Genomic DNA, 22,019 nt, shown 5'->3' with positions numbered 1-22,019 from the left:
GTCGGGCAATGCCCGACCTTTTTGCATGTTAAGACGAGGATTACGCCGTCTGCGTCTGCGTTTTGCGTGCCACCAGGCGACGCAGGGTGACGTAGAACACCGGCGTCAGGAACAGCCCGAACAGCGTGACCCCCAGCATGCCGGAGAACACCGTGATGCCGGTGACGCCGCGCACTTCGGCGCCGGCGCCGTGGCCGAGGATCAGCGGGATGGTGCCGGCGATGAAGGCGATGGAGGTCATCACGATCGGTCGCAACCGCAGGCGACAGGCTTCCAGCGCTGCCTCGACGATGCCTTTGCCCTGCATTTCCAGCTCGCGGGCGAACTCGACGATCAGAATAGCGTTCTTGCAGGCCAGCCCCATCAGAACGACCAACCCGACCTGCACGAACACGTTGTTGTCGCCGCCGGTCAACCATACGCCGAACAGCGCCGACAGCATGGTCATCGGCACGATCAGGATCACCGCCAGCGGCAGCGTCCAGCTTTCATACAGCGCCGCCAGCGCGAGGAACGCCAGCAGCACCGCGACCGGGAACACCACCAGCGCGGCGTTGCCCTGGGTCGATTGCTGGTAGCTCAGATCGGTCCACTGGATGTTCATGCCGTTCGGCAACAGCTTGTCGGCCATTTGCGTCAGTGCGCTCATCGCCTGGGTAGAGGAGAGGACGCGCGGATCGGCGTCGCCGATCAGGTCCGCCGCCGGGAAACCGTTGTAGCGGATCACCGGATCCGGGCCGTAGGTCGTGCCGATGCTGACCATACTGCCGATCGGCACCATTTCGCCTTTGTCGTTGCGGGTACGCAGGTTGGCGATGTCTTCCACGCTGTCGCGGAACTGGCCGTCGGCCTGCGCCATCACCTTCCAGGTGCGGCCGTAACGGTTAAAGTCGTTGATGTAAGACGAACCGAGGTAAGTCTGCAGCGTGCTGAACAGCGCATTGAGCGGCACCCCCTGAGCTTTGGCCTTGTCGCGATCGATTTTGGCGTCCAGCTGCGGCACGTTGGCCTGATAAGAGGAGATCGGGAACCCCATGCCCGGCGTTTGCATAATGGCGCCGGACATCGTGTTGATCGCGGTCTGCAGCGCGCCGTAACCCAGCCCGCCGCGATCCTGCACGTACAGCGAATAGCCGGAACCCTGGCCGATGCCGAGGATCGGCGGCGGCATGATCGAGAAGGCGAAACCTTCCTGGATCTGCGAAATGCGCGCGTTAATCTCGGCGTTGATCTGCGCCGCGGTGCGGGTACGGGTGCTCAATGACTCCAGCGCGAAGAATACCGTGCCGGTATTCGGCGTATTGGTGAACTGCAGCGCGTTCAGGCCGGGGAAGGCCACCGCATCGGTGACGCCGTCCACGCTCAGGCCGATGGCGCTCATCTTGCGGATCACCGCATCGGTGCGCTCCAGCGAGGCGCCTTCCGGCATCTTAACGCCGCCAATCAGATACAGCTTGTCCTGCGTCGGGATAAAGCCGCCGGGCACGGTCTTGAACATCGCCCCGGCGGCGACCAGCAGCAGCAGGTAGACGACGAACACTGCGCCGCGTCGGCCCAGCACGCGGGATACCCCGTGCTGATAACGCTGCGAGCCGCTGGCGAAGAAGCGGTTGAACGGCCGGAACAGCCAGCCGAACAGCCGGTCGATCAGGCGCGACGGCAGATCTTTCGGCGCGCCGTGCGGCTTCAGCAAGCGCGCCGCCAACGCCGGCGACAGGGTCAGCGAGTTGATGGCGGAGATCACCGTCGAGATGGCGATGGTGACGGCGAACTGTTTGTAGAACTGGCCGGTAACGCCGGAGAGGAACGCCATCGGCACAAACACCGCGCACAGCACCACGGCGATGGCGATGATCGGGCCGGAGACCTCGCGCATCGCCTGGTGGGCCGCCGCCAGCGGCGACAGCCCCTCTTCGATGTTGCGCTCGACGTTCTCCACCACCACGATGGCGTCATCCACCACGATGCCGATCGCCAGCACCAGCCCGAACAGGCTGAGGGTGTTGAGCGAGAAGCCGAGCAGATACAGCGCGGCGAAGGTGCCGACCACGGAGATCGGTACCGCCAACAGCGGAATGATCGAGGCGCGCCAGGTCTGCAGGAACAGAATGACCACCAGCACCACCAGGATCACCGCTTCCAGCAGGGTATCCACCACCGCGCGGATCGAATCGCGCACGAACACCGTCGGATCGTACGGCGATTTCCAGCTCATGCCGTCCGGGAAGCGGGTCGCCAGCTCGGCCATCTTGCCGCGCACCGCATCCGACAGCTCTATGGCGTTGGCGCCCGGCGACTGGAAGATGCCGATGCCGACCGCATCCTTGTTATTGAGCTGGGCGCGCAGCGCGTAGCTGCCGGAACCCATTTCGATGCGCGCCACGTCGCGCAGCCGCACGATCTCGCCGTTATCGCCGCTCTTGAGAATGATGTTGCCGAACTCTTCTTCGGTTTGCAGGCGGCCCTGGGCGTTGATCGACAGCAGATAGTCGCTGCGCGTCGGCATCGGCTCCGCGCCGAGCTGGCCGGCGGAGACCTGCACGTTCTGCTCCTGCATGGCGCTCACCACGTCGGAGGCGGTCAGCCCGCGCGCGGCGACCTTGTTCGGATCGAGCCAGATGCGCATTGCGTATTCGCCGGCGCCGAAGATCTGCACCTGGCCGACGCCCGGCAGGCGAGCCAGTTCATCCTTGACCTTCAGGGTGGCGTAGTTGCGCAGGTACAGCGAGTCGTACTTGCCGGAAGGCGATACCAGATGCACCACCAGCGTCAGCGCCGGAGACTGTTTCTGGGTAGTGATGCCCTGGCGGCGCACATCTTCCGGCAGGCGCGCTTCGGCCTGCGCCACGCGGTTTTGCACCTGTACCTGCGCCTGATCGGGATCGGTGCCCGGGCGGAAGGTGACGGTGGTCACCAGCACGCCGTCGGAGCCGGCGACCGATTTCATGTACATCATGTTTTCGACACCGTTGATCGCTTCTTCCAGCGGCGTCGCCACCGTTTCAGCAATCTCTTTCGGGTTGGCGCCCGGGTATTCGGCGCGCACCTGTACGCTGGGCGGCACCACGTCCGGGTACTCGCTGATCGGCAGCAGCGGAATGGCGATCACCCCGGCGACAAAAATCAGTATCGACAGCACCGCGGCGAAGATCGGCCGGTCGATGAAAAAACGGGAAAAGTCCATGGGTCAGAATTCTCTGCTGGGAGCTTAGTTAAGGGCGGAGGCGGTGGTGGTCATGGCGACGCTTTTCGCGTCGACCGGCATGCCCGGCATAAACACTTTCTGCATGCCGTCGACGATCACCCGATCGCCGTTCACCAGGCCTTTTTGCACAATGCGCAATCCTTCGGCCATCCGGCCCACGTCGATGTCGCGGCGCTGCGCCTTGCCGTCTTTATCGACGATGTAAACGAACTTGCGGTTCTGATCGGTCATCACCGCTTTGTCGTCGATCAGCATGGCGTTGAACTCGGCGCTGCCGGGCATCTGCACGCGGGCGAACAGCCCCGGCGTGAAGCGGCGATCGCGGTTGTCGAGCAGGGCGCGCATGCGGATGGTGCCGGTACCGGCGTTCAACTGGTTGTCGGTGAAGTCCACCAGCCCCTGATGCGGAGTGCCGTCTTCGCCCACCAGGCCCACCTTCACCGGCAGGCGCGCGTCGTGTCGGCCCTGCTGCTGATAGCGCAGGAAGGTCGCCTCATCCACGTCGAAATAGACGTAAACCTTATCGAGCGATACCAGCGTCGTCAGCACGCTGGCGCTGTCGCCGGCGGTGACCAGGTTGCCGGCGGTGATCATCGCGCGGCTGGCGCGCCCGTCGATCGGGGCGGTGACGCGGGTAAAGTCGAGATTAAGCTGCGCCATATCGAGCTGGGCCTGCGCCGCCAGCACGTTGCTTTGCGCCTGCGCGGCGGACGAACGGCGCTGTTCCCACACCTCTTGCGAGATGGCCTGAGTGCCGATCAGTTTCTCGGTTCGCGAAGATTCGCTGCGCGCGAGGGCTGCCTGATTGCGCGCCCGCACCAGCTCCGCCTGCGCCTGTTCGCGCGCGGCGCGGTAGGTGCGATCGTCAATGATGAACAGCACCTGGCCTTTCTTCACCTCGTCGCCTTCGGTGTAGTTGACCCGCTCGATGTAGCCGGAAACCCGCGGGCGCAGCTGTACGCTTTGCACTGCTTCGACCCGGCCATTGAACGCATCCCACTGGCTGATCGGTTTGACCACCACGCTGGCGGCGCTGACCACCGGCGGCGGTGGCGGGGCGTTGTGCGCGACGCTGTTGTCACACCCGGCGAGCAGGGCGGCCAGCAGCGCCACCCCGGAGAGCCGCTGGCCCAGAGCGAAGGCGCGCGTGCGGCCGCCGGCGTTGAACGATGAGTTTGGTTGATTTGGCATTATTTTTATTCCGATAAGTAAGCGCTGTCTGGCCCCATACCCAGCCCTGTTTTCCGGGCTTTTCCCTTCATGCCGGCGTTCGGCGGAAGGGGCGCCGCGCTTTGTCATGGCGCAACGTTAGGTTTTGAAACATATTGGTGTCACATTAATGTATCAATATCGGTTACATTAATTGGGTGGAGTATAGAGGCGGCTTTCTGGTAAATGCAATAATAAAAATTGCATTTAAAGCGAAACTGTTGCAACGTATGCGCACTGGGCAGAGGGGGACCCTGCCGACATGATGGGAGCATCAGCATGAACACGACGGGTTTCATTACCGATTTGAAGACGTGGATCGACAACAATCTGGAAGAAAAACTGGATATCAACACCGTAGCGGACCGCGCGGGCTACTCCAAATGGCATCTGCAGCGCATGTTCAAGCGCCAGACCGGCTATGCGTTGGGGGAGTATATCCGCATGCAAAAACTGAAGGTGTCGGCGGAGCGCCTGGCCAACAGCGGCGAACCGATCGTCAGCGTGGCGATCTCGCTCGGCTTCGACTCCCAGCAGTCGTTCAACCGCAGCTTCAAACGCCAGTTCGGCCAAACGCCGGGGGACTGGCGCCGCGCACTGGCGCAGCCGACGGCGGTGAGATGCACGCACCACTGAGCGGTTTGGCAGTGGGAATAAAAAAGCCTGAATTTGCGTTCGGGCTTTTTTGTATGGCGGTAAGGGAGGGATTGATTCGCTGCGTTCACCCTGCGGCCCACGTTGACGGTCCAAAACGCGGGCGTTTTGTCGAACCCTGTCGAGGGTTCTCACCCTCCCGGTCGGTGCGCGATGCAAACAAAAAAGCCTGAACGCGAGTTCAGGCTTCTTCGTAGAATATGGCGGTGAGGGAGGGATTGATTCGCTGCGCTCACCCTGCGGGCCGCCGTTGGTGGTCCAAAACGCGGGCGTTTTGTCGAACCCTGTCGAGGATTCTCACCCTCCCGGTTGATGCGCGATGCAAACAAAAAAGCCTGAACTTTCGCTCAGGCTTTCTCGTTAGAATATGGCGGTGAGGGAGGGATTCGAACCCTCGATACACTTTCGCGTATACACACTTTCCAGGCGTGCTCCTTCAGCCACTCGGACACCTCACCATATTTTTTTGTTGCGAAATCATCGCTGCAACGGGGCGCTACTATAGGGAGTGGGGCCGATCCGGTCAAGAATAATTTCTGTGTTTTTGCTTGTCCGCTCAAGCCGTGTTCACTTTGTTGAAAACTGCGGCGAACTACACGTCAGAAGTCATGAAAGGGCGAGAAAATCAGAGAGACGGTTCGAGGAGAACCGAGAAAAAGGGGAACCTCGGCAGCGTAAGGCGGGAGGCGTTCGCGGCGGGCCGCCGTTGGCGGTCCAAAACGCAGGCGTTTTGTCGAACCCTGTCGAGGCTTCTCACCCCTCTCGGCGGTGCACCATGCAAAAAAAAAGCCTGGACGCGAATCCAGGCTTTCTCTTTGAATTTGGCGGTGAGAGAGGGGTTCGAACCCTCGATACACTTTCGCGTATACACACTTTCCAGGCGTGCTCCTTCAGCCACTCAGACACCTCACCGTTTTGTTGCCGATAACGCCTTGCGCTGTCGACGGGCGCTAATGTAGGAGAATCTGATCTCAGCGTCAACCCTCTTATTTCATTCTCATGACTGTTTAGCCAAACTTGCAGCAATTTGCTGATTTACCGAACGATATCCTGGCTCTCGGCCGCCGGCAGACAGGGCGACAGCGAGCAAAATACGTGAAAGCCGATTGTTTGACTTTTTTCTGTACAGATAGCTCAATATCTCGCCATTGAGGTTGGGTTGTTTGCTGTTATATGCATTAATACTGGATTATTAGTCAGATGTGTCGCTAAATGGAATCATGTCGGCGCGGCGTTTTTGGCAAGGAACATCACGTCGCCGCGCAGATTGCCGGGTGACAGGCCGGCGATACCGCAGACAGGGACAGACTCATTACATAATAATGCAGTAGAGGTTCGTTTTGACTCCTTCAGATGCCATGCCGGCGCCGCAAGCGCGCCATGCCATTCCCCCCGGCGCGGGGGCGCTGTTCTTCATCCAGATCTTCGCCACGCTGGGTTTCGCCGTGCTCTATTCCACGCTGGTGCTGTACGCCACCAAGCGATTGGGTTTCAACGAAAGCAGCGCCAATGCCATGATGGGCGTGTTCGGCGCCTTCAACTATGGCCTGCACATGTTCGGCGGCTATCTCGGCGGCCGTTTCCTCAGCAACCGCAACCTGTTCGTGCTTGGTATGGTGCTGCAGGTGTTCGGCTGCGCGCTGATTGCCGTCGCGGGCGTGTGGGGGTTGTACTGGGGGTTGGCGATGTTCCTGACCGGCAGCGGTCTCAACGTGACCTGCATCAATATGATGCTCACCCAGCGTTTCAAACCGGACGATGATCGGCGCGAATCGGCGTTCCTGTGGAATTACGCCGGCATGAACCTCGGGTTCTTCGTTGGCTTTACCGTGGCCGGGTATTTCCAACTGACGGAAAATTATCGCGCGCTGTTCCTGTTCGCCACGCTGGGCAACGCGGCGGCGATCATCGTCGCCGTCTGTCGCTGGCGCATTCTGGCCGATCTCAATACGCCGCTCCACGACGCCAGCCGCAGCCAATACCGCTGGCGCATGCTGGTCGGGTTGGCGGTGCTGGTGGCGCTGGTGCCGATTATCCGCGTGATGCTGACCCATGCCGAGTTCAGCGGCCATTTCGTGATCGTGCTCGGCGCGCTGATCTTCCTGATGCTGTGCGTCGTGACGCTGCGCCACCATCCGCGCGATGAGCGCCGCAGAATGGCGGCCTATCTGATCCTGGCGCTGGGGTCGCTGGTGTTCTGGGCGCTGTATCAGCTGGCGCCGATGGGGCTGATGCTATTCTCCGAGCACAACATCAATCTGAACGTTTACGGCATTCAGGTGGCGCCGCAGTGGATCCAGAACATCAACACGCTGGTGATCGTGGTGGGCGGCCCGCTGCTGGCCTGGTGGTTCAACCGCCTGCGCGCTCGCGGCTGCAACATCGACATTCCGCTGCAGTTCTCCGGATCGCTGTTTTGCATCGGGCTCGGCATGCTGGTATTGCCGCTGGGCATCAGCATGGCGGGCGGCGACGGGCTGGTGGCGTTTAAATGGATCGTCATCAGCTATGTGCTGCAAAGCGTCGGTGAATTGATGATCTCGCCGATCGGTTACGCGATGATCGGCAAGCTGGCGCCGCCGCGCTATCAGGGCGTGATGATGGGCTGCTGGATGATGGTGACCGGCGTCGCTTCGGTGTTGGCGGGCTACGTATCCGGCCTGATGCCGGAAAATAGCGGCAGCACGCCGCTGCAAACCAATCCCGGCTACAGCGAAATCTTCAGCGCGCTGGGTTGGGGGGCGACGGGCGTCGGCGTGGCGATGCTGATTTTAATTCCGCTGTTGCGGCGTCTTATCCGGCGCGACGGCGCGTCTGCCGCCTGATTTTGCGCACATGCACAACAGCCCCACTGGTCGGGGCTGTTTTTATTTTGGGCTTTAACGCTTGCATCCGGCGATGAATCGCGGAAGGCTGAAGGAAAACCAATAAAAACAAACGGGAGCCCGCAGTATGAACATCATCTATTACCATCCCTTATTTAACGCCCAGGAATGGCTGACCGGCATCAAGCAACGCCTGCCGCAGGCCGAGATCCGCGAATGGCAGCGCGGCGACGAGCGGCCGGCGGATTACGCGCTGGTATGGCGCCCGCCGCACGAGATGTTAGCCAACCGCCGCGATCTGAAAGCGGTGTTCGCCCTCGGCGCTGGCGTCGACGCCATTCTCGATCAGGAGCGCAAACACCCCGGCACGCTGCCCGCCGGCGTGCCGCTGCTGCGGCTGGAGGATACCGGCATGGCGCAGCAGATGCAGGAATATGCGCTGAGCTATGTGCTGCGCTATTTCCGCCGTTTCGACGAGTATCAGGCGTTGCAGCAGCGGCAGGAATGGCAGCCGCTCGATCCGCACTCGCTGGATGATTTCACCATCGGCATCCTCGGCGCCGGCGTGCTGGGGCAGAGCGTGGCGCGTAAGCTGACCGAGTTTGGCTTTAGCGTGCGCTGCTGGAGCCGCAGCGCCAAACAGATTGACGGCGTGCAAAGCTTCGCCGGGGAGGCGCAGCGCGCGGCCTTCCTCGACGGCGTCAAACTGCTGATCAACCTGCTGCCCAATACGCCGGAGACCGTTGGCATCCTCAACCGCGAGCTGTTCGCACAGTTGAGCGCGGGCGCCTACCTCATCAACATCGCGCGCGGTGCGCACCTGGTGGAAGCCGATCTGCTGGCGGCGTTGGAACAGGGGCAACTGGCCGCCGCCACGCTGGACGTGTTCGCCCGCGAGCCGCTGCCGCAGGATCACCCGTTCTGGCGTCATCCGCGTGTCACCATTACCCCGCATATTGCTGCCATCACGTTGCCGCAGCAGGCGATGGATCAGATCGCCGCCAACATTCGCGCGCTGGAGGCGGGGCATACCCCTGCCGGCGTGGTCGACAGGCAACGGGGGTACTGATCCTTCAGCCGCCGTTCGGTAACTGATAAGCTGACACCGTCATCGCGCCCGCCCGCACCGCTGCGGGCAGGCCCTCTGGAAGGAGAAACAATGTATCCCGTTGATTTGCATATGCACACCGTCGCCAGCACGCACGCTTACAGCACGCTGCACGATTACATCGCCGAAGCCCGGCAGAAGGGCATCCAGCTGTTCGCCATCACCGATCACGGCCCGGACATGGCCGATGCGCCGCACTACTGGCACTTTATGAACATGCACGTTTGGCCGCGCCGGGTGAACGGCGTGGGCATTTTGCGCGGTATCGAAGCCAACATCAAAAACCTGCAGGGCGATATCGACTGCACCGGCCCGATGCTGACGGCCACCGACGTGATCATCGCCGGTTTCCATGAGCCGGTGTTTGCGCCGCAGGATAAAGCGTCCAATACTGAAGCGATGATCGCCGCGATGGCGCAGGGGGACGTGCATATCATCAGCCACCCCGGCAACCCGCGTTATCCGATCGACATTCCCGCCGTCGCGGCGGCGGCGGCCAAATACGAGGTGGCGCTGGAGCTGAATAACTCGTCGTTCACCCACTCCCGCAAGGGCAGCGAGGCCAACTGTCGGGCGATCGCCGCCGCGGTGCGCGACGCCGGCGGCTGGCTGGCGCTGGGCTCGGATTCGCACGTCGCCTTTTCGCTGGGTAACTTTGAGCACTGCGAGCGCATTATCGAAGAGGTGGGCTTCCCGCAGGAGCGCATTCTCAACGTCAGCCCGCGCCGGCTGCTGGATTTTCTCGAGCGGCGCGGCAAGCCGGCGATTGCGGAATTGGCCGATTTGTGACATCGTCCCGGCAAAATTTTCCGTATTGAATAAGGCTTTATCATGAATGAGTTTTCGATTGTTTGCCGCGTGCTGGGTACGCTGTTCTACCGCCAGCCGCAGGATCCGCTGTTGGTGCCGCTGTTCGCGCTGATTAAAGAGGGCAAGCTGCAGCAGCACTGGCCGCTGGAGCAGGATGACCTGCTGAAGCGCCTGCAGCAGGGCGGTGACGTCAACCAACTGGCGACCGACTTCAATGCGATGTTCGTCGGCAGCGAATGCAGCGTGCTGCCGTTCCGCTCCGACTATGTCGAAGGCGCAAGCGAGGCTGAAGTGCGCGCCTTCCTGCAGCAGCGCGGCATGCCGCTGGCGGAGGCGCCGGCCGACCATTTCGGCCAGCTGCTGCTGGCGGCGTCCTGGCTGGAAGATCAGTCGCAGGAAGATGAAGCGCAGGCGCAGATCGCGCTGTTCGACGAGTTCCTGCTGCCGTGGTGCGGCCGCTTCCTCGGCAAAGTGGAAGCGCACGCCACCACCGGTTTCTACCGCACGCTGGCGCTGATGACCCGCGATGCCCTCCAGGCGATGCGCGACGAGCTGGCCGAGTACGAGCAGGACGATGAAGCGGGCGACGAAGACGCGTAACGTCGCAGCCATCCAGGCGGGCCGCCCGGCCCGCTAAACACAGGTTTGCATCCCCCAGACGTAAATTGACAAAAGATCCCCTAATCTGGCGGTTTACCGTCGGTTCGGCCGCGCCTGCGCGCCGCGTTTTCTCACGCAAGGGGTAGATGATGAAAAGTAACTGGATGCAGCAGATTCAAACGTTGATCGGGCAGAAGGCCGGCGCGATGGGCGGGGCAGAAGGCATCGGCAAACTGCTGGCGCCCACGGCGCTGGGCGGCCTGGTCGGCGTGCTGTTGGCCAACAAATCTTCGCGCAAGCTGGTGGGTAAGTTCGGCAAGAATGCGCTGATTATCGGCGGCAGCGCGGCGGTGGGCGCGGTGCTGTGGAATAAGTACAAGCAGCGGGTGAAAGAGACCCATCAGGACGAACCGCAGTTCGGTTTGCAAACCACGCCGGTGGATCTGCGCGCCAAGCGTTTGGTGCAGGCGCTGGTGTTCGCCGCCAAAAGCGACGGCCATATCGATGCCGACGAGCAGCGCGCCATCGATCACAGCCTGGCGCAACTGCAGGTGGGGGAAGAGGCGCAGGGCTGGGTGCAGGAAGCGCTCGACCAGCCGCTCAACCCGGCGTTAATCGCCCGCAGCGTGCAAAACGAAGACGAGGCGCTGGAGGTTTATTACCTGAGTTGTCTGGTGATCGACGTCGATCACTTTATGGAGCGTGGCTATCTTGATGCGCTGGCGCAGGCGCTGAAGATCCCGGCGGACGTCAAGCAGGGCATCGAGAGCGACGTCAACGAGAAAAAGCGCGAGCTGGCATAGCGCCGCTTGGCAAGCCGGGGGGAATCGTGTCACTCTTGCCGCAATCTATGTAAGCGGATGATTTAGCAATGATGACCCCACCGAAAGCGGAAAAACGGCCTTATCCCATCACTATCCACGGCGATACGCGCGTGGATGACTACTACTGGCTGCGCGACGATGAGCGCGCAGACCGTCAGGTGCTGGACTACCTGCAGGCGGAGAACGCCTACACCGATGCGATGTTGAAGCCGCAGCAGGCGCTGCGCGAAGCCCTGTACGAAGAGATGGTGGCGCGCATCCCGCAGCAGGAACATTCGGTGCCTTACGTGCGCCACGGCTATCGCTATCAGACGCGCTACGAGCCGGGCAACGAATACGCGATTTATGTGCGCCAGCCGCAGGCCGAGAGCGAGCAGTGGGATGTGCTTATCGACGGCAACCAACGCGCCGAGAACCACGAGTTTTACACCCTGGGCGGGCTGGATGTCAGCCCCGACAATCAGCGTCTGGGGGTGGCGGAGGATTTCCTGTCGCGCCGCCAGTATGACATTCGTTTCAAGAACCTGGCCGACGGTAGCTGGGCCGACGAAGTGCTGGAAAACACCTCCGGCAGCTTCGAGTGGGCCAACGATTCCTCGACGGTGTACTACGTGCGCAAGCACGCCAAGACGCTGTTGCCGTATCAGGTTTATCGCCACGTAGTCGGCAGCGATCCGCAGCAGGACGAGCTGATTTACGAAGAGCAGGACGATACCTTCTACGTCGGGCTGGAGAAGACCACCTCCGAGCGCTTTATTCTGATCCACCTGAGCAGCACCACCACCTCGGAGATCCTGTTGCTGGATGCCGATCGTGCGGACGCCAAACCGCAGCTGTTCGTGCCGCGCCGCAAGGATCACGAGTACGCCATCGATCACTATCACCAGCATTTCTATATCCGCTCCAATAAGGACGGCAAGAACTTCGGCCTGTACCAAAGCGAGCAGGCGGACGAAGCGCAGTGGCAGACGCTGATCGCCCCGCGCGCCGACGTGATGCTGGAGGGCTTCAGCCTGTTCCGCGATTGGCTGGTGGTGGAAGAGCGCAATGCCGGCCTGACGCTGCTGCGCCAAATCCACTGGCAAAGCGGCGAAGAGAAGCGCATCGCCTTCGACGATCCGACTTACACCACCTGGCTGGCGTATAACCCGGATCCGGAAACCGCGCTGCTGCGCTACGGCTATTCGTCGATGACCACCCCGACCACGCTGTACGAGCTGAACATGGACAGCGGCGAGCGGACGATGCTCAAACAGCAGGAAGTGAAGAGTTTCACGCCGGAAAACTACCGCAGCGAGCGGGTGTGGGTGAAGGCGCGCGACGGCGTCGAGGTGCCGGTTTCGCTGGTGTATCGTCAGGACAGCTTCCAGCGCGGCGCCAACCCGCTGATGGTGTATGGCTACGGCTCTTACGGCAGCAGCATGGATCCAGCGTTCAGCGCCAGCCGCCTGAGCCTGCTGGATCGCGGTGTCGTGTTCGCGCTGGCGCACATTCGCGGCGGCGGCGAGCTGGGGCAACTGTGGTATGAAGACGGCAAGTTGTTCAACAAGCAGAACACCTTCAACGACTTTATCGACGTGACCGAAACGCTGGTCGCCCAAGGGTACGGCGACGGCAAGCGAGTGTTCGCGATGGGCGGCAGCGCGGGCGGCCTGCTGATGGGCGCGGTGATCAACCAGGCGCCGCAGCTGTTCCACGGCGTGGTGGCGCAGGTGCCGTTCGTCGACGTGGTGACCACCATGCTGGATGAGTCCATTCCGCTGACCACCGGCGAATACGACGAGTGGGGCAACCCGAACGAGCAGGCCTATTACGACTACATCAAGCAGTACAGCCCGTACGATCAGGTGAAAGCGCAGGAGTACCCGCATCTGCTGGTGACCACCGGCCTGCACGATTCGCAGGTGCAGTATTGGGAGCCGGCCAAGTGGGTGGCCAAGCTGCGCGAGCTGAAAACCGACGATCGGCAGCTGCTGCTGTATACCGACATGGATGCCGGCCACGGCGGCAAATCCGGCCGCTTCAAGGCCTATGAGGATATTGCGTTGGAGTACGCCTTCATTCTGGCGCTGGCGGAATAACGGCGTGCGGCGGGCGGCCTGCGCCGCCCGCTGTGTTAGCCAATCAGATAGTATTTCAGCGTGTGTTTCATGTCCGGGCTCAGATCGTCGATGGATTTCAGCATCCAGCGCAGATAGCCGGGGTCTTCCTGGGCGATGCGGTCGATCTCCTGCCCGCGATACTTGCCGAACTTGAACTTCTTCAGCAGCACCGGCTGTTCGGTGATCTGCACCATTTGCTCCGGCGTCCAGCCCGAATCCTTGATGATGCGTTGCAGCAGCGCGGCGGTGACGTAGCAGTCATACAGCGCGCGGTGTGGGTACAGCGTGGCGTCTGCCGGCAACTGCACGTCCAGATTCAGCGCGTAACGCAGATACTGGTTGCCGTACTTGATGTCCGGATACAGCGTGCGCGCCAGCTTGAGGGTGCAGATCCAGGCGCCGTTCATCTCCGGCAACACCCCGCGATCAAAGGCGGCGTTGTGCGCCACATAGTAGGGGCTGCCCTGATAGCGGCCGATCGCCACCGCAATGCGCGGTTTGCCTTCCACCATCTGTTCGGTGATGTGATGAATCGCCATCGCGTCGAGGCTGATGGGGCGGTCCGGGCTGATCAGGTCGCTCATCGGGTTGGTCAATTGGCCGTCGAGCAGATCGAGGGAGGCCACTTCCACCACGCCGCCGTCCAGCCCGCAGGTCTCGGTATCTATTACGCGTAACGTCATGCTTTCCTCCGCGTTGCGGTCAGGCTTCAGCTTAACCGGCACAGGCGGCCGTGCCAACCGTCGCGGGTCCTGTCGGCGATGACAAGGCCAGGGGCGTCATCCGGCGCGGCAACCAAAAGCGCTCCCGTTTCATCCCAGATGGCGCTGCGGCCTGCCGGGATCCAGCCTCCGGTCGGCGCCGCATGGTTGGCCATCAGCGTGACCATGCCATAACGACGGGCATAGCCTGCCAGCGCAGCGCTGTCTTTCGCGTAACCGGCTTCAGATACCAGCACGCCGGCGGCATAAATCTGCGCACCCGCCAGCGCGGCGGCGCTTGCGTGGCCGGGTTGCGAGGTGTCGGCGCAGATAGCCAGCGCGATGCGTTGCCGATGTATTTCCAGCAGCGTGCCGCCATTACCGGGCAAGAACCGTTGTTGTTCCGCGCCGTGCAGATGTTGCTTGGTATAGGCGGCCACCGCGCCGTTGGGGTGAAAGATCAAGGCGGCGATATGCAGCGCCTGGCCGCTGCGCAAGGGCGCGCCGACGATGATCGTCATCTGATGCGATTGCGCCGCCGCAGCGAGCGGTTGCAGACGCGGATCGCCCAGCGTCAGCGCCAGTTCGGCGGCATCGGCCAGCTCATAGCCGCTTAGCGACAGTTCGGGAAACACCAACAGTTGCACCTGCTGTTCGGCTGCCTGCGCGACAAATTCAAGGTGACGTTCAAGGTTGCAGGCGATATTGGCCGCAGCGGCGGGGTATTGGGCTGCGGCGAGGGTAAAGCACGGCATTGGCCATCTCTCCAGTGAGGCAATAAAAAACCCGCCTTGGCGGGTTTAATGACGGATGGAAGGACGTTTACTCACCAGACGGATGCGCTTTTTTAGCGCGTTTCTCCGCACGTTTCTCGGCTGGGGTTTTCAACGGCTTCTTCTTCGCATTTTTTTTGCTATCCATTCCCTTACTCATGATGGCCTCTCGTTACCTATGATTGGGTGGCTTGCTCAGCCATTAACCGCCTAAAGCCGACAGGATGCAAGCGACAAAGTGCAAGTAGTATGTAACTGGCTGTTTGCACGTGAAATTTTGTTTTTGGATGACCGGGTGCTTAAAATAATTATTATGTTATAATATTACACTTTTAGGGTTCGGAGAACGCAATGACAGTGATGACATTACCGGATGCGCAGCAACTGCTGGCCATGCCGGATTCTGATTACATGAACTCGGTTCAACGGGCTTTTTTCCGCCAGCTGCTGCAGGATGAGCGGCAAAAACTGCTGTTGCACATCGATGAGCTGAAGAAGGTGATCGACAGCGGCGAAGCGACGGGTGATGAAGCCGACAAGGCGGCGCGCGAAGAAGAGCTGCGCCTGTTGTTCCGCCAGTTGGATCGCGAAAGCCGCCTGCTGCCGAAAATCGATGCGGCGCTGGCGCGGTTGCAGAACGGCGAATACGGCTACTGCCGGGAAACCGGCGAACCCATCGGCTTGGCACGCCTGCTGCTGCGCCCGACGGCGGAACTGAGCATCGAGGCGAAAACCGCACAGGAGATGCGCGAGCCGCATATGCGTAAAGGCGTGTAGGCGTAACAAGACGTGAACTGATCGGGCCTGTGGGCATTTTGCAGGCGGGTCGTTGCGATTTTGAGCAAACGCGCGCCGAGTTCCCGGCGCGCGTTCGAGTTTTCAGGTTTTACCGTTGACCTGCCGGGCGGCTTCCGCTTTGATGAAAGCATGACTCACAGAGAGACGGAAAGCGCCATGGAACAATTACGAGGTTTGTACCCGCCGTTAGCGGCATACGACAGCGGTTGGCTGGACACTGGGGATGGCCACCGGATCTACTGGGAGCTGAGCGGCAACCCGAACGGTAAACCGGCGGTCTTCATTCATGGCGGGCCGGGCGGCGGCATCTCTGCGCATCATCGCCAGCTGTTCGATCCCGAGCGCTACAAGGTATTGCTGTTCGATCAGCGCGGCTGTGGCCGCTCCCGTCCGCACGCCAGCCTGGACAACAACACCACCTGGCATTTGGTGGCCGATATCGAGCGGCTGCGCGAAATGGCCGGCGTCGAGCAGTGGCTGGTGTTCGGCGGCTCCTGGGGATCTACGCTGGCGCTCGCCTATGCGCAGACCCACCCGGCGCGCGTCAGTGAAATGGTGCTGCGCGGCATCTTTACCCTGCGCAAGCAGGAGCTGCATTGGTATTACCAGGACGGCGCTTCGCGCTTCTTCCCGGACAAGTGGGAGCGCGTGCTGTCCATTCTGTCGGATGACGAGCGCAAAGACGTGATTGCTGCCTATCGGCAGCGGCTGACTTCAGCCGATCCGCAGGTGCAGCTCGAAGCGGCCAAACTGTGGAGCGTGTGGGAAGGGGAAACGGTGACGCTGTTGCCAAGCCGTGAATCCGCTTCGTTCGGCGAGGATGATTTCGCGCTGGCGTTCGCCCGCATTGAAAACCACTACTTCACGCATTTGGGGTTCCTGGAGAGCGATGACCAACTGCTGCGCAACGTGCCGCTGATCCGCCATATCCCGGCGGTGATCGTCCACGGCCGCTATGACATGGCCTGCCAGGTGCAAAACGCCTGGGATCTGGCCAAGGCCTGGCCGGAGGCGGAGCTGCATATCGTGGAAGGGGCGGGGCATTCGTTTGATGAACCGGGCATTTTGCACCAGCTGATGATCGCCACCGACCGATTCGCCGGCAAGTGACACGAAAAACCCGCCGTAACGGCGGGTTTTGTTATTTGGCCTTCGGTTCGTAAGGCAGACGCGAAAACTTGTGGGATTCCGCGCGGTAGTGCGCCACGCGCTCGCGAAAATAGTCGCGCAGCGGCTCCGGCTGCTCGCGCTCCACCACTTCCGGGATCACCGGCATGTTGTAACGCTCTTTGTACGCCACGCCTGAGGCGGCGAGATCCACATTCACCCTGTCCATTTCTTCTTTGGACAACTCGGCCAGATTGTAACCCACCTTATGCTCCTTACTTTGCCGCATTGAATCTGCGCAGAAGGTAATCCACCCGGCGGCGCTTGGCAAGCCCGTTGCGCCGCGGCGGTGGGCGATATTTATCCAAGAGTAATGCAATCTATTTATTCTTTTAAATAAGAATGATTCGCTTTTTGATTAAAATAAAAGATCTAAATAATTCTCATGTTAATTCTCAATGTATTGGTGATATTTTAATTTATTGATATTTATGATTTTTGTAATTAATATGATTTGAGTTTAAATAAGGTGTTTTTATTTTTACGGCGACAGGGCATAATGCGCGGAAATTAAATTCATGACCTGCAAAATAAAAGGAATCATTATGCTGACGCAAGAAATGACTCAAAAGCTGAATGAGCAACTGAATCTGGAGTTCTACTCCGCCAACCTGTATCTGCAGATGAGCGCATGGTGCAGCGACAAAGGCTTTGAAGGCGCCGCCGCATTTCTTAAAGAGCACTCTCAGGAAGAGATGCAGCATATGCAACGTCTGTTCGACTACCTGAGCGACACCGGCTCTCTGCCGCTGCTGGGCACCATCGCGGCCCCGCCGGTGGCGTTTGAGTCACTGGCGGACGTGTTCGAACAGACCTACGAACACGAGAAGCTGATCACCCGTCAGATCAACGAGCTGGCGCACGCGGCAATGTCCTCTCACGATTACTCCACCTTCAACTTCCTGCAATGGTACGTGGCGGAGCAGCACGAAGAAGAGAAACTGTTCAAATCCGTGCTGGATAAGCTGGCGCTGGTGGGCACCAGCGGCAAAGGCCTGTTCTTCATCGACAAAGACCTGAAGAAAATGGGCGCGATGGGCCAGGGCGGCAACGGCCAGGCCTGATCCCTGACTGAACATTGAAAAACCGCGCGCGGGGCAAACCCGACGCGTGGTTTTTTTTACCCTGCGTTTATCGCGGTTATGCGGCGATACGTGCTGCCGGATCGCAAAATGCCAGTGATGCGCTCGACTTGCTGAGGCGTGCTCGTTATGATTTACCGCGATACGCTACAGGGATGGTAGAGTCAAAACAGCGGGTTAGCCGATACAACCCGTTTTTCTGTTTACCCGTGGCGCAATCATTTGCGGTGGGTTGGGGCCGCTGATACATCGCCTTGGCTGTGGCCTTAACCCTTATGACCCTCTTTATATTGTTAAGGGATACCACTGTGATCGGTAAAATTCGTTCCTCCTGTCGCCTGCTTTCCACCGTTTTCGTCCTGTTCGTTGGCTTGTCTTCACAGCAAGCGTTGGCGCACGCTCACCTGAAAGTGGAAACGCCGAAGGCCGACGCCAGCGTCAGCCCGGCGCCGAAGGCGCTGACTCTCAGCTTCTCCGAAGGCATCGAGCCGAACTTCAGCGGCGTGAAAATCACCGGCCCGGATAACGCCGTGGTGAAAACCGGCAAGCTGCAGCTCGATCCGAACAACAACACCCAGGTCAACGTGCCGATCGAAGGCGAGCTGAGCGCGGGCAAATACAACGTCAGCTGGCATGTGGTGTCGGTCGACGGGCATAAAACCAAAGGCCAGTACAGCTTCACCGTAAACTGATCGTGAGTCTGGCGACTCTGTTCGTTCTGTGTCGCTTGGTGCACTTTGCGGCGGTGATGCTGATGTTTGGCATCAGTCTGTTCACCGCCTTATTGGCACCGCAGCGCCTTTCCCCGATCCTCTCCCGCGATGTGCGTCCGCTGCTGCTTGCCGGCACCTGGATTGCCGGGCTTTCCGCCGTGGCGCTGCTGGCCATTCAGGCTGGGCAGATGGGTGACGGTTGGCAAGACGCCTGGCGGCTGGAGGTTTGGTGGGCGGTGCTCGGCACCACCTTCGGCGAAGTGTGGCGCTGGCATCTGGGCCTGTCGCTGCTGGCGATCCTGAGCCTGCTGCTGCCGAAACGGCCGCGCGCGCAGGCGTTGGCGCTGTGCTCAGCGCTGCTGCTGGTGAGCCTGGCGTTCATCGGCCACGCGGCGATGCACGAAGGCGCGCTGGGTGCGCTGCACCGCGCCAACCATGCGGCGCACCTGCTGGCCGCTGGTTACTGGTTCGGCAGTCTGGCGCCGCTGCTGGTTTGCCTGCGCTACCTGCAGCCGCCGCAGTGGCGCAGCGACGCCATCACCACGCTGATCCGTTTCTCGCGCTGGGGGCACCTGGCGGTGGCGGCGGTGATCGTTACCGGCATCGTCAACAGCCTGATCATACTCGGCGGTTGGCCGCTTAATCTCAGCTCGCCTTATCAGCGCCTGCTGCTGATCAAAACCGCGCTGGTGGCGCTGATGGTGATGGTGGCGCTGGCCAATCGCTACGCCATCGTGCCGGCGATGAGCCGCGTACCGGCGCTGGCGCAGCGCGGGGTGGTGCTGGCCTGCTGGCTCGAAGTCGGGCTGGGGATGGCGGTGCTGCTGCTGGTCAGTTTATTTGCAACCTATGCGCCGGTTTGACATTTCAGCTTGCCGCAGGCCGGCAAGCTGCGGGAAAATCGACGCGAATAGCAATCTTAAGGCCATCACATGAAATCGGTATTACTCGGCATTACGCTGCTGGCAACCGCGACCGGCGCGCTGGCGGCAGACAAACTGGTTAACATCACCAAACTGGAGTACGGCAAACAGTGGGCGTTCACCAAGGAAGAGGTGACGCTGCAGTGCCGCAGCGGCGGCGCGCTGTTCGTGCTCAACAACAGCACCCTGATGCAATACCCGCTCAACGACGCGGCGGAGCAGCAGGTGAAGAAGGGCCATCAGCGCGCGCAACCGCTGGACGTGATCCTGCTGGACGATCCCGCTGAACCGGGGAAGAAAATGAGCATGGCGCCGTTTATCGAACGCGCCGAGAAGCTGTGCGCTGACTAACCGCTTGTTTGCCAACGCCTTGCCCAGCGCGCGCAGATTGATGCGCATTTGCCGCATAGTTATTTCGTCACGAAACTATCACGCGGCCGCCGGGCGGCTGGCAAAACTGGCGCGGTAGGCTACTCTTATAGTGCACGGCTGAACAAGCCCTGCATTAAATGCCAACTTTTAGCGCACGGCTCTCTCCCAAGAGCCATTTCCCTAGACCGAATATAGGAATCGTATTCGGTCTTTTTTTGTGTGATTGATTTATAAGTAAATTTCACCTAAGACGCCAGCAACAATCCCCGTTTCTCTTTTCGCGTCACAGCCATCAGCCCGAGCTCCCGTCTCACCCCCCAACCGCACCTATCGCTAATTTGGCCGCACCAAAAGTCATTACGTCATCTATGGCGCTGATAAGCTTCGACCATTGCTCCCATCAACGGTTTAACGAGAGTGTCATTATGGGAAATATCCCGGCATCAGGCGCTATAAAAGGTAACCCGCAGTGAACGAGCAATTGAGTCAATTAAAGATGATGTTGCCCGGCTATCTCGAGGCGTGGCGTGAGGGGGCCTTACCCTCTGACTGGGAGCAGGTGGCTAATCCTGAAGTGATCGCCGCCCTGTTGGCGGAGTGGGAGGCGCTCAGCGAGTTGGCCTCTCGGTTCGACTCCGCCACTGAAACACGCGCCGACGCCACCGCGTTTTGGCATGCGCGCGCCGAGCTGATGGCGCAGCGCAATCGTGATCTTATGGCCCAACTGGCGACGCCAATCCGTTTGCCCAGCGCACGGGTGGCCTTTTTTGGCTATGTGAAAACGGCCGTGATGGACGCCAGGCAGGTTAAGGCGGCGATTCGCGATGCCGGTTTTATCGTTGTGGGCGGCGCTCCCAATAAGAACACGGTTTAACGCGGTTTCCTCTCAAATTTCTCGGCAAAAAAGAACCGCAGCAATTTATGGGTCCACAGCAGGATGGCGCCGACCACCACCAGCGAGACGACGAAATGCGACAGATTTTTAGGCGCGGCGTAGCCGTGGGTAAAGGAGACCCCCGCGCCGCTGAGCAACAGGGTGGCGATCCAGAAGCCGAGCAGCAGGCATAAGGTACGAAACAGTTTAAACATGGTTATCACCAAAAATACGGAAAGCACCGACCGAACGGAGAGGCTCAGCCGGGGCTTTGATTAATTAAAACCGCTTAGCGCGAACAGGTATTGCCGCCTTTATTACTATTGCAGTTGCTGCCGCTGTTTTTGTTGCCGCCTTTCCCCATACCGACGTTGCCGCCGCCTTTGCTGCCTTCCTTGAAACAGCCGCCGTTGAGCGCGCCCACCGCCAGGCCGCCAAGGCCGCCCAGAGAACCGGTGATCACGCCGTTAACGCAATCCGGCGAGGTGTGCTTGCCGTAGAATCCCTGATTGGATGACCCGCCCCCGTTCTTGTTGCCGCCGTTGTTGTTGACGCGGCCATTGCTGCCGCGGTTGTCGGCAAAGTTACCGGCGCCGGCGATCAGGTGAAAGTGTTTGGCATCGATCTCTTGCATAAAATTCCCTCTTTATCGATTCAGTTAAATTCAGTAAAGCTTGCGCAAGCCAGCTGTTTTTAACAGAAAAAATAGCGGGGGTAATTACCGGTTCGGATAAGAACAGGGGGTTTATTTTGCGATATTTTCCAGACTGATAGAGCACCGAGGAATGATATTTTGGGCGTGTGGATCCGTATCGCTATCCGTTCTCTTGAGCCGGTTAATTTGTTAGCATGGCGCCCCTGGATGACTATTGGTGCAGTACATTGAAAATTAAAGCGTTGTTATTTGTTGCGTTGGCCGCGCTGGCCGGCTGCAGCCAGGAGGGAACCTCGATGAATCAGCCCGAGAACGAGAAAGGCGGCCAAACGGAAGTGTTGCTGGTCAACAGCGCGCTGGTGGACTGCGTGGGCGTCGGCCCGATGAAGTGCATGCAGGTGCGCCGCTCCGCGCAGCAGCCGTGGGAGTTGTTCTATACCGGCATCGAGGGTTTCACCTTCGAACCGGGCTATCAGTATCGGCTGAAAGTGCGCGTCACCCCGGTGGAGAACGTACCGGCCGACGCCTCATCGCTGCGTTACACGCTGATCGAGCAGTTGGAAAAGAACAAGGCGTAATGGATCTACCTTGTCACCACCAAATGGCGTTTCATTTGGTGGTGAC

22 protein-coding genes, 2 tRNA genes and 1 other RNA gene are annotated in these 22,019 nt (G+C 60.2%); 15 read left to right on the top strand and 10 right to left on the bottom strand.

The features are described from left to right. Window positions 1–40: 40 nt before the first annotated feature. Both sdeB and sdeA read right to left on the bottom strand, forming a co-directional pair. A complete protein-coding gene (gene sdeB, locus J0X03_RS14270) occupies window positions 41–3,184 on the bottom strand; it encodes a multidrug efflux RND transporter permease subunit SdeB (RefSeq protein ID WP_033642704.1) in 3,144 nt (1,047 codons plus the stop codon). A gap of 24 nt (window positions 3,185–3,208) precedes the next feature. After that, window positions 3,209–4,396, bottom strand: a complete 1,188-nt coding sequence (sdeA, locus tag J0X03_RS14265) for a multidrug efflux RND transporter periplasmic adaptor subunit SdeA (protein WP_033642705.1) — start codon at window positions 4,394–4,396, stop codon at window positions 3,209–3,211. Between the two features lie 297 nt (window positions 4,397–4,693). Between sdeA and J0X03_RS14260 the strand changes: the two genes are divergently transcribed. Beyond that, the gene (locus J0X03_RS14260) at window positions 4,694–5,050 is read left to right on the top strand and encodes a helix-turn-helix domain-containing protein (RefSeq protein ID WP_033642706.1); all 357 of its coding nucleotides are present in this window, start codon (window positions 4,694–4,696) and stop codon (window positions 5,048–5,050) included. A gap of 219 nt (window positions 5,051–5,269) precedes the next feature. On the opposite strand, the gene J0X03_RS14255 is transcribed toward J0X03_RS14260, so the two are convergent. The 3 genes from J0X03_RS14255 to J0X03_RS14245 form a co-directional block, all read right to left on the bottom strand. Continuing rightward, window positions 5,270–5,389: non-coding RNA, RtT sRNA (locus tag J0X03_RS14255), on the bottom strand. Between the two features lie 47 nt (window positions 5,390–5,436). Continuing rightward, window positions 5,437–5,526: transfer RNA gene (locus J0X03_RS14250), tRNA-Ser, on the bottom strand. Window positions 5,527–5,890: 364 nt separating this feature from the next. Further along, a tRNA-Ser gene (locus J0X03_RS14245) sits at window positions 5,891–5,980 on the bottom strand. A 446-nt stretch (window positions 5,981–6,426) separates the two neighbouring features. Between J0X03_RS14245 and J0X03_RS14240 the strand changes: the two genes are divergently transcribed. The 6 genes from J0X03_RS14240 to J0X03_RS14215 all read left to right on the top strand — a co-directional run bounded on the left by J0X03_RS14240 (window position 6,427) and on the right by J0X03_RS14215 (window position 13,316). Further along, window positions 6,427–7,893 carry a peptide MFS transporter gene (locus tag J0X03_RS14240; protein WP_046686867.1) on the top strand — a complete coding sequence of 489 codons (1,467 nt, stop codon included), beginning with the start codon at window positions 6,427–6,429 and terminating at the stop codon, window positions 7,891–7,893. A gap of 127 nt (window positions 7,894–8,020) precedes the next feature. Beyond that, complete coding sequence (gene ghrA / locus J0X03_RS14235; protein ID WP_046686868.1) at window positions 8,021–8,962, top strand: glyoxylate/hydroxypyruvate reductase GhrA; 942 nt, start codon at window positions 8,021–8,023, stop codon at window positions 8,960–8,962. 90 nt (window positions 8,963–9,052) lie between these two features. Then, window positions 9,053–9,790 carry a phosphatase gene (locus J0X03_RS14230; RefSeq protein ID WP_033642709.1) on the top strand — a complete coding sequence of 246 codons (738 nt, stop codon included), beginning with the start codon at window positions 9,053–9,055 and terminating at the stop codon, window positions 9,788–9,790. A gap of 42 nt (window positions 9,791–9,832) precedes the next feature. Continuing rightward, entirely contained in the window at window positions 9,833–10,411 is a 579-nt protein-coding gene (locus tag J0X03_RS14225) for a TorD/DmsD family molecular chaperone (protein ID WP_122017094.1), read from the top strand. Between the two features lie 149 nt (window positions 10,412–10,560). Further along, window positions 10,561–11,214, top strand: coding sequence for a tellurite resistance TerB family protein (locus tag J0X03_RS14220; protein WP_033642711.1), 654 nt, complete (start codon window positions 10,561–10,563; stop codon window positions 11,212–11,214). Between the two features lie 68 nt (window positions 11,215–11,282). Further along, window positions 11,283–13,316 carry a S9 family peptidase gene (locus J0X03_RS14215; protein ID WP_122017093.1) on the top strand — a complete coding sequence of 678 codons (2,034 nt, stop codon included), beginning with the start codon at window positions 11,283–11,285 and terminating at the stop codon, window positions 13,314–13,316. Between the two features lie 35 nt (window positions 13,317–13,351). Here J0X03_RS14215 and exoX read toward each other — a convergent pair whose 3' ends face one another. Next, window positions 13,352–14,020 carry an exodeoxyribonuclease X gene (gene exoX, locus J0X03_RS14210; RefSeq protein ID WP_033644251.1) on the bottom strand — a complete coding sequence of 223 codons (669 nt, stop codon included), beginning with the start codon at window positions 14,018–14,020 and terminating at the stop codon, window positions 13,352–13,354. Between the two features lie 26 nt (window positions 14,021–14,046). Then, window positions 14,047–14,793: a carbon-nitrogen hydrolase family protein gene (locus J0X03_RS14205; protein WP_160204180.1), complete on the bottom strand. Its 747-nt coding sequence runs from the start codon at window positions 14,791–14,793 to the stop codon at window positions 14,047–14,049. Window positions 14,794–15,162: 369 nt separating this feature from the next. Here J0X03_RS14205 and dksA point away from each other — a divergent pair, with 369 nt between their 5' ends. Together dksA and pip are read left to right on the top strand one after the other, a co-directional pair. Further along, window positions 15,163–15,588, top strand: a complete 426-nt coding sequence (gene dksA, locus J0X03_RS14200) for an RNA polymerase-binding protein DksA (protein WP_160204181.1) — start codon at window positions 15,163–15,165, stop codon at window positions 15,586–15,588. Between the two features lie 177 nt (window positions 15,589–15,765). Beyond that, window positions 15,766–16,719: a prolyl aminopeptidase gene (gene pip / locus J0X03_RS14195; protein ID WP_089192588.1), complete on the top strand. Its 954-nt coding sequence runs from the start codon at window positions 15,766–15,768 to the stop codon at window positions 16,717–16,719. A gap of 31 nt (window positions 16,720–16,750) precedes the next feature. Here the strand turns inward: pip and J0X03_RS14190 are convergent, their stop codons facing one another. Beyond that, window positions 16,751–16,981 (bottom strand): DNA polymerase III subunit theta, encoded by a 231-nt coding sequence (locus tag J0X03_RS14190; protein WP_033642715.1) that lies wholly within the window; start codon window positions 16,979–16,981, stop codon window positions 16,751–16,753. 340 nt (window positions 16,982–17,321) lie between these two features. Here J0X03_RS14190 and ftnA point away from each other — a divergent pair, with 340 nt between their 5' ends. From ftnA to J0X03_RS14165, 5 genes are all read left to right on the top strand, one after another. Further along, on the top strand, window positions 17,322–17,840 hold the full coding sequence (gene ftnA, locus J0X03_RS14185) for a non-heme ferritin (RefSeq protein WP_033642716.1): 519 nt from the start codon (window positions 17,322–17,324) through the stop codon (window positions 17,838–17,840). Window positions 17,841–18,166: 326 nt separating this feature from the next. Continuing rightward, window positions 18,167–18,550, top strand: coding sequence for a CopC domain-containing protein YobA (yobA, locus tag J0X03_RS14180; RefSeq protein ID WP_004940886.1), 384 nt, complete (start codon window positions 18,167–18,169; stop codon window positions 18,548–18,550). A gap of 2 nt (window positions 18,551–18,552) precedes the next feature. Beyond that, complete coding sequence (gene copD, locus J0X03_RS14175; protein ID WP_072627805.1) at window positions 18,553–19,434, top strand: copper homeostasis membrane protein CopD; 882 nt, start codon at window positions 18,553–18,555, stop codon at window positions 19,432–19,434. A 69-nt stretch (window positions 19,435–19,503) separates the two neighbouring features. After that, on the top strand, window positions 19,504–19,845 hold the full coding sequence (locus J0X03_RS14170) for a YebY family protein (protein ID WP_016928154.1): 342 nt from the start codon (window positions 19,504–19,506) through the stop codon (window positions 19,843–19,845). A gap of 490 nt (window positions 19,846–20,335) precedes the next feature. Continuing rightward, window positions 20,336–20,740, top strand: a complete 405-nt coding sequence (locus tag J0X03_RS14165; RefSeq protein WP_122017090.1) for a hypothetical protein — start codon at window positions 20,336–20,338, stop codon at window positions 20,738–20,740. Here the strand turns inward: J0X03_RS14165 and J0X03_RS14160 are convergent. Continuing rightward, a complete protein-coding gene (locus J0X03_RS14160; RefSeq protein WP_122017095.1) occupies window positions 20,737–20,955 on the bottom strand; it encodes a hypothetical protein in 219 nt (72 codons plus the stop codon). The genes J0X03_RS14165 and J0X03_RS14160 overlap by 4 nt on opposite strands. 74 nt (window positions 20,956–21,029) lie before the next feature. Next, a complete protein-coding gene (locus J0X03_RS14155) occupies window positions 21,030–21,374 on the bottom strand; it encodes a hypothetical protein (protein ID WP_033642719.1) in 345 nt (114 codons plus the stop codon). Between the two features lie 248 nt (window positions 21,375–21,622). On the opposite strand from J0X03_RS14155, the gene J0X03_RS14150 reads away from it, so the two are divergent. Continuing rightward, entirely contained in the window at window positions 21,623–21,973 is a 351-nt protein-coding gene (locus tag J0X03_RS14150) for a DUF4377 domain-containing protein (RefSeq protein WP_122017089.1), read from the top strand. The last annotated feature ends 46 nt before the right edge of the window (window positions 21,974–22,019 follow it).

It is taken from the genome of Serratia ureilytica, assembly GCF_017309605.1.
In the GTDB taxonomy this organism is placed as follows: Bacteria; Pseudomonadota; Gammaproteobacteria; order Enterobacterales; family Enterobacteriaceae; genus Serratia; species Serratia ureilytica.
This window is presented reverse-complemented; position numbering and strand designations above follow the sequence as displayed.

Bases quoted from the DNA above. Each gene is read 5' to 3' on its own strand.
- sdeB (WP_033642704.1), bottom strand. From the start codon at position 3,184: ATGGACTTTTCCCGTTTTTTCATCGACCGGCCGATCTTCGCCGCGGTG.
- sdeA (WP_033642705.1), bottom strand. From the start codon at position 4,396: ATGCCAAATCAACCAAACTCATCGTTCAACGCCGGCGGCCGCACGCGC.
- J0X03_RS14260 (WP_033642706.1), top strand. From the start codon at position 4,694: ATGAACACGACGGGTTTCATTACCGATTTGAAGACGTGGATCGACAAC.
- J0X03_RS14240 (WP_046686867.1), top strand. From the start codon at position 6,427: ATGCCGGCGCCGCAAGCGCGCCATGCCATTCCCCCCGGCGCGGGGGCG.
- ghrA (WP_046686868.1), top strand. From the start codon at position 8,021: ATGAACATCATCTATTACCATCCCTTATTTAACGCCCAGGAATGGCTG.
- J0X03_RS14230 (WP_033642709.1), top strand. From the start codon at position 9,053: ATGTATCCCGTTGATTTGCATATGCACACCGTCGCCAGCACGCACGCT.
- J0X03_RS14225 (WP_122017094.1), top strand. From the start codon at position 9,833: ATGAATGAGTTTTCGATTGTTTGCCGCGTGCTGGGTACGCTGTTCTAC.
- J0X03_RS14220 (WP_033642711.1), top strand. From the start codon at position 10,561: ATGAAAAGTAACTGGATGCAGCAGATTCAAACGTTGATCGGGCAGAAG.
- J0X03_RS14215 (WP_122017093.1), top strand. From the start codon at position 11,283: ATGATGACCCCACCGAAAGCGGAAAAACGGCCTTATCCCATCACTATC.
- exoX (WP_033644251.1), bottom strand. From the start codon at position 14,020: ATGACGTTACGCGTAATAGATACCGAGACCTGCGGGCTGGACGGCGGC.
- J0X03_RS14205 (WP_160204180.1), bottom strand. From the start codon at position 14,793: ATGCCGTGCTTTACCCTCGCCGCAGCCCAATACCCCGCCGCTGCGGCC.
- dksA (WP_160204181.1), top strand. From the start codon at position 15,163: ATGACAGTGATGACATTACCGGATGCGCAGCAACTGCTGGCCATGCCG.
- pip (WP_089192588.1), top strand. From the start codon at position 15,766: ATGGAACAATTACGAGGTTTGTACCCGCCGTTAGCGGCATACGACAGC.
- ftnA (WP_033642716.1), top strand. From the start codon at position 17,322: ATGCTGACGCAAGAAATGACTCAAAAGCTGAATGAGCAACTGAATCTG.
- J0X03_RS14170 (WP_016928154.1), top strand. From the start codon at position 19,504: ATGAAATCGGTATTACTCGGCATTACGCTGCTGGCAACCGCGACCGGC.
- J0X03_RS14160 (WP_122017095.1), bottom strand. From the start codon at position 20,955: ATGTTTAAACTGTTTCGTACCTTATGCCTGCTGCTCGGCTTCTGGATC.
- J0X03_RS14155 (WP_033642719.1), bottom strand. From the start codon at position 21,374: ATGCAAGAGATCGATGCCAAACACTTTCACCTGATCGCCGGCGCCGGT.